The organism is uncultured Oribacterium sp., assembly GCF_902481605.1.
Taxonomy (GTDB): Bacteria; Bacillota; Clostridia; order Lachnospirales; family Lachnospiraceae; genus Oribacterium; species Oribacterium sinus.
In genome coordinates this window covers 1-5,497 of record NZ_CABSXI010000099.1, presented here as the reverse complement: position 1 = coordinate 5,497, position 5,497 = coordinate 1, and the positions used below count along the sequence as shown (strand labels likewise).

General features: G+C 44.3%; 4 protein-coding genes. All 4 read right to left on the bottom strand.

The window, feature by feature from the left end; translation table 11 throughout:
- Positions 1–220: 220 nt before the first annotated feature.
- Complete coding sequence (mprF, locus tag RDQ32_RS10630; protein ID WP_308580455.1) at positions 221–2,809, bottom strand: bifunctional lysylphosphatidylglycerol flippase/synthetase MprF; 2,589 nt, start codon at positions 2,807–2,809, stop codon at positions 221–223.
- Between the two features lie 33 nt (positions 2,810–2,842).
- A complete protein-coding gene (locus tag RDQ32_RS10625; RefSeq protein WP_308580454.1) occupies positions 2,843–3,547 on the bottom strand; it encodes an alpha/beta hydrolase in 705 nt (234 codons plus the stop codon).
- A gap of 125 nt (positions 3,548–3,672) precedes the next feature.
- Positions 3,673–5,247 carry a citrate lyase subunit alpha gene (citF, locus tag RDQ32_RS10620; protein ID WP_308580453.1) on the bottom strand — a complete coding sequence of 525 codons (1,575 nt, stop codon included), beginning with the start codon at positions 5,245–5,247 and terminating at the stop codon, positions 3,673–3,675.
- Positions 5,240–5,497 (bottom strand): HpcH/HpaI aldolase/citrate lyase family protein (locus tag RDQ32_RS10615; protein WP_308580452.1); only part of this gene is annotated, 258 nt, incomplete at its 5' end. The genes citF and RDQ32_RS10615, both read right to left, overlap by 8 nt.

The following is a 5,497-nucleotide window of genomic DNA, read 5'->3' as shown; positions in this document are numbered from 1 at the left end:
TTTTAAATCATGACATTGGAAATACCTAAAAGTACTTCCCTAAAATCACTTATATATCAATATTTTTAATTACTCTCAATATGAAAATCCTTTCCAAATCCATGTAAGAGGGCATGCCACAACCAAGACCATTGAAAGAATTGCGTAGGCGAAGTTAGCGGGAGCGTGCCCCAATTTCAGACCTATAATGCATAAAATCTCTATCCCCAATGTTGATTCTTTACAACTCCTTCACCTTTCGATTATCAATTTTAAATATAGCCAGCAGGTCAAAAAGTAAGCTGCTGTCTTTCGGATAGGACAGGTATTTTGCCTCCCAGAGAGGAGAGAACTTGTCCTTATATTTTCGTAGTCCTGAAAAGGAGTAGAAACGATTGGTAAAGGCGTAAACCAGAAAGGCCAGTTTTTCCTGGAAAAAGCTATGTTCTTCCTGTCCCACATTGGAGAGGGGCGCCATACCCAATTCAAAGTATTCTACGCCTTTTTCTTTAAAATACAGAAAGTTTTGTACGAAAAGATAGTCCATGATACCGTTACTTTCCGTGCCCGGATTATAGCGCATGAGATCAATGCTGGCTTCTTTTTCTCCATTACAAATGAGGAAATTGGAAAAGGCCTGCACCTTCCCCTCGGAATCCAATACGCAGGCAATGGGGGCAAGGGAAAGATAGTTTTTGTCAAAGAAGCCCAGGGAAAAGCCTTTTTCCTGTCTGCCGGAAAGCCAGGCATCAGAAATATTTTCCAGATCCTGCAAAAAGCTGTCGGAAAAAGGAGGATACATTACTTTGAAGGAATAGCCTTTATTTTCCAACTTATTGACTGCGGCACGAAACTTTTTTCCGGATTTTCCTACGAGATCAAAAGCGGCAAGCGGGACCTTTGCAGTCTCTCCAAACTTCATAAATTCATAGCCGTGGTTATGGAGGAGCAGTGTCAAATCCTGCCCTACCTCATAAAAGAGGGGAGTGAGATTTTTTTCTTCCGCTTGCTCTGTGAAGGAAGAGATAGCAGCAGGGAAATATTTTTTCTCACCAATAGGCTCTCCCATTACCACCGCTTTTCCGTCTTCCAGGGCAAATTGAAAAGCCACCTTATCCTCTCCGTCTTCCTGATAATAGTAGAGCAGCTTATCGCCAAGGAAGGCTAAAGAAGCATCCAGATTGGTATTGGAAAAGCTATGTAAAAAGTTTTGAAAGCGTTCCTGATTGAATTTTTCGCCGAAGGAAAAATGCTTATCTTTCGCCAGTGCCCCCACGGCAATATAAGAAAGTGCCGGAATCAGAAAATAGGCAAAAAGATGCAGGAAATAGTTCAAAAAGACTGTAAAATAATGGGGCCTCGAGAAAGCATTAATCCTGTGCAGGACTCCCTTATGGAAAATGAGGAAGCCGAGGCTTTCTTTTCCGGTATTTCCACTGGAAAGGTATAAAAGAAGGAGCGTAATCAAAAGGCTCCCTACAATATAGGAAAAATCCTTTAAACGGTCTTCCGAGGGATAGAAAAAGGATGTTCTGGAGAGCTCCTTTCTCCGGATAAAGAGTAGTAGCATAAAAAGGAGGAGATAAAGGCTACTAAAAAGAGAAATGCTTCCCAGATTTATATAGAGAAGACTTACAAGGCAAAGCAGAAGGGCAAAGGGCTTGGCAAAGGCGGCCTTTCTTTTTAAAAGTCTTCCCAAAAGGAAGAAAAGAGAGCCCAAAAGGAAGCTTGGAAACTGCCAAAGGAGCTGCCCCCGGATGGGATCCATTTGTCCAATCAGTGGAATACTATGAATTTCATCGGGAAGAATGGCGGTGGCCATCAGAAAAAAACCGAAGAAATTCGCCATAAAGTGGCTGATGCCCTGTCCCAAGAGTGAGCTAAGTTTTTTTGGCAGACCGTAAAATTTTTGATTGATTTGTCCGCCCATACTTTTGATAAAAAAGAGGAGGCCGATGGCAAAGGGAATGATGTAATAAAAGATACGGAAAAGCAGTAAACAGCTTGCCGCCTCATTTCGATTTACGGAAAAATGTAAAAGACCGCTCATCATCATTAAGTCAAAGCTTCCCAGGCTTCCGGGAATCATGGAGACGATACCGATACAGATGGAAATAAAGAATAAAGGCAGGGTGCTCAAAAGCGAAACGCTGTAGCCCAGTGTTCTTCCGCAATAAAAGAAAAAGCAAGAAACAAAGCCCCAATCCAAAAGGGAAGTTACGATTAAAGCCAGAATTTTTTTCTTAGACAGATTCCCAAAGTAAGACCAGTTTTTTCTGGTAGAAAGAAAAAGCAAAGCGGGAAGAATCAGGGAAGCCAGAAGAAGGACGAAGCTGTAGGGCCTTAAAACGGCATTTTCTTGAACCGCAAATAAAAGCCCGAAGGAAAGCAGAGAATACAGAGAGAGCCCGGACATAAAATAAGGCATCACCTTGGAAATGCCCTGCATGGTTTCCTCCCCTTTATCCTCTTCCGTAAAATAACTGTAGCGAAGTCCCACATCCACAAGACCGGCAAAGCCAATCAGGTTGTTTAAACTGTTGATGGTCCAGCTGCTTTCTATGAGCTTTCCTAAAGAAATCTTCTTTTTCAGCTCCTTACAGAGGATAAAGTCGTAAAGCATCATCGGAGAAACCGAAAGAGTTCCGAGTACAAGAAGACTAAAAATTTGGAGGGGAGACAGACCGCTCAATATGCCTTTTACCGCTTCCGGGGAAATGGTCTTTCCCATTTTAATTAGCTCCAAAAGCACCAAAATTGAAATGCTCAGGAAAAGAATGCTCTTTAAAACATTCTGCCATTTTTTGAAAAAAGAAATCAGCTTATTCAAATTTTCCTCCTTACTAGGGAAACCGGAGTTTCTTTACTCTATACCCTGCACCATTTTTTCTATCAAGCGATTAAAGTAAACGCTATCCTTTTTCGGGATGTTATGTCCCTGTCCTTTTCTTTCCAGAAATTTGCCTTTCGGGAAAAGCTTCGCAATCGCCATGCTGTGTTTCCGTTTAATCATATCCCTGTCCCCTACCAAAACCACTACAGGGTAAGGCGCTTTCTTAAAAATTTCCTTCGGCACATCTACATTTTCCCGTAAAAGGGGAGAAACCCTGGACTTTCGTTTAAAGGCGGGAAGAAAGAGCCCCAAAAAGCGGTAGAGCCATTCTTCCAGATAGCAGGCATAACGGGGAAGAAACTTTAATCCGGAAAAGGAAATATTTCCGCTGTTTGCCAGAATCCCGGCCACTCTTTCGCCGTGGCGACCGGCGTATTCCAGGGCGAGGTTTGCGCCGTCACTGTGCCCCACCAAAAGGCATTTCTCTATGGAAAGCGAGGAAAGAAGTTCCTCCAGACTGTCGGAAAGATACGCAAAGCTTGCCTCTCCCTGCAGCTCTCCGGATTTTCCATGCCCCAAACTATCTACAAAGAGGAGCTTAAAACTTTTCTCGAGAACCCTTTGCTTATCAAAATATCCGCTTTGCAGATTGTTTCCGTGAAGGAAGACAATAGGGAAGCCTTTCCCAAGAATATCCACATGGATTCGTTCTCCGCTTTTACAATAAAATTCCATTTTGAACTCCCTTGGCATAAATTACATACTTGGTTTTATAAGAATGGCACTTGGCTTAACTCGATTTATTTCTATTCTCAGTTTTATTCGATTTACTCTTGGCTTTACTTGAGTTTCTCTCGGTTTTACTTCGTACTTAAGGCGATAAGATTTTTATCCTTCCGTTTTCTCACCACGTCCATAATGCTGCCGTCTCTGGCTTCGATAATAGCAACCACCTTATCCTCGAATTCCAGCGTGGCCGGTTCACCACAGATCTTGTAGGCAATATCCCGTAATTCCTCAATGCTTTTTATCGGAAGTTTGGCGGCTTTTGCAGCCTCCAAAAGATCCGGTCGCTTGGGATTAATGGCTATTCCATAGTCAGTGACAATCACATCCACAGTTTCCCCGGGAGTAGTAACTGTGGTTACCGCATTTCGAATAGTAGGAATTCTTCCTTGCACCAATGGCGTGATGACAATGGTGCATTTTGCGCCGACAGCCGTATCCGGATGTCCTCCTTGAGCGCCCATCAATTCTCCTTCAGAGCTCACTACCACATTGCAGTGAAAATGGATATCCGCTTCCAAAGTCCCTAAAATCACAAAGTCCAATTTATTAACCACTGCACCTTTGCAGAAGGGATCCGCATATTCCTTGGTGCTGATGGAAAAATGCTTCGGATGGGAAATCAGATTCTCGATAGAAGGCAAATCAAAGTCCTGGGTATCCAAAAGACAGGAAACCAAACCCTCATCCAATAAATCGCACATGGGCTTGGACATTCCTCCGGCACCAAAGCCCATATGAATGTTTTTCTCCCGCATTTTCTCCGAAAGACACAGTGCTGTAGCACTGGCTGCTCCGCCGATACCGGTTTGAAAGGTGAAGCCCTCCTTGAAATAAGGGGTAGCGGCAATAAATTCCGCACAGCTTTCCGCCATCATCAGTTTTCTTCTATCCGTCACGGGACGGGCGGCACCGGTAGCGATTTTTTCCGGATCTCCTATAGCATCCACCTTTAGCACATAGTCCACGTCAGTCATACTGATATCTGCCGGAAAATTCGGAAAAGGAACAAGACAATCTGTTAAAACCACCACATACTCGGCATACTCCGCATCAATGGCAGAGTAGGAGAGCACACCGCAGTTGCTGTTTCCCCCTACTGCGCGGCAATTTCCGTATTCATCACAGCTTGGGGCTCCGATAAAGGCAATGTCGATTTTCGTTTCTCCCGTTTCGATGGCCCGAACTCTTCCGCCGTGGGAACGAAGAATAGCGATTCCCTGTAATTTACCCTCACTAATGGCTTCTCCAATTTTTCCCCGAACTCCGGAGCTTTCGATATGGGTTACGGTACCGTCTTCCAGCATGGGAACGAGCTCGTCCTGTGCTTTGCTTAGGGAGCTGGCACAGATGGTAATGTTCTTAAAGCCCATCTCATGAATAGCCTGCATAACCTGCATAGCCACCAGGTCTCCTTCCCGAAAATGATGGTGAAAGCTGATGGTCATGCCGTCATGGGCGTTGCATTTTCGCAAAACCTCCTGCAAATCCTTCTCCAGTTTACTGCCCTCGCCACCGATTCGTGCTCTCGCTTTTACTGCTGTCTTTTCATAAGTATAGTCGTCAAAATGTCTGCTTCCCTGAAATACCGTTTTCCCGGTTTCCGCTAAAACCGCATCCGGGATATCTCTCCCCACTGCATTAATCATTTTGTACCTCCTCCAAAGCGCCTGCAGCCTTTGCCAGAGCAAGGGTTCTTTTTGCCCCGTCATAAAAGGCGATGTCTATCATTTTCCCGTCCACGGTAAATACGCCGATGCCCTGACTTCGTTTCTCATCAATTTCCTGTACTACTTTTTCGGCAAAGGTAATTTCCTCCTCGCTTGGCGTATAAACAGCATGCACAACGGGAATCTGTCTCGGGTTTATAATGGACTTTCCGTCAAAGCCCATGGTGTG

What these genes read in the sequence shown, in the direction of transcription:
- RDQ32_RS10625 (WP_308580454.1), bottom strand. Translation starts at nt 3,547, where the DNA reads ATGGAATTTTATTGTAAAAGCGGAGAACGAATCCATGTGGATATTCTT.
- citF (WP_308580453.1), bottom strand. Translation starts at nt 5,247, where the DNA reads ATGATTAATGCAGTGGGGAGAGATATCCCGGATGCGGTTTTAGCGGAA.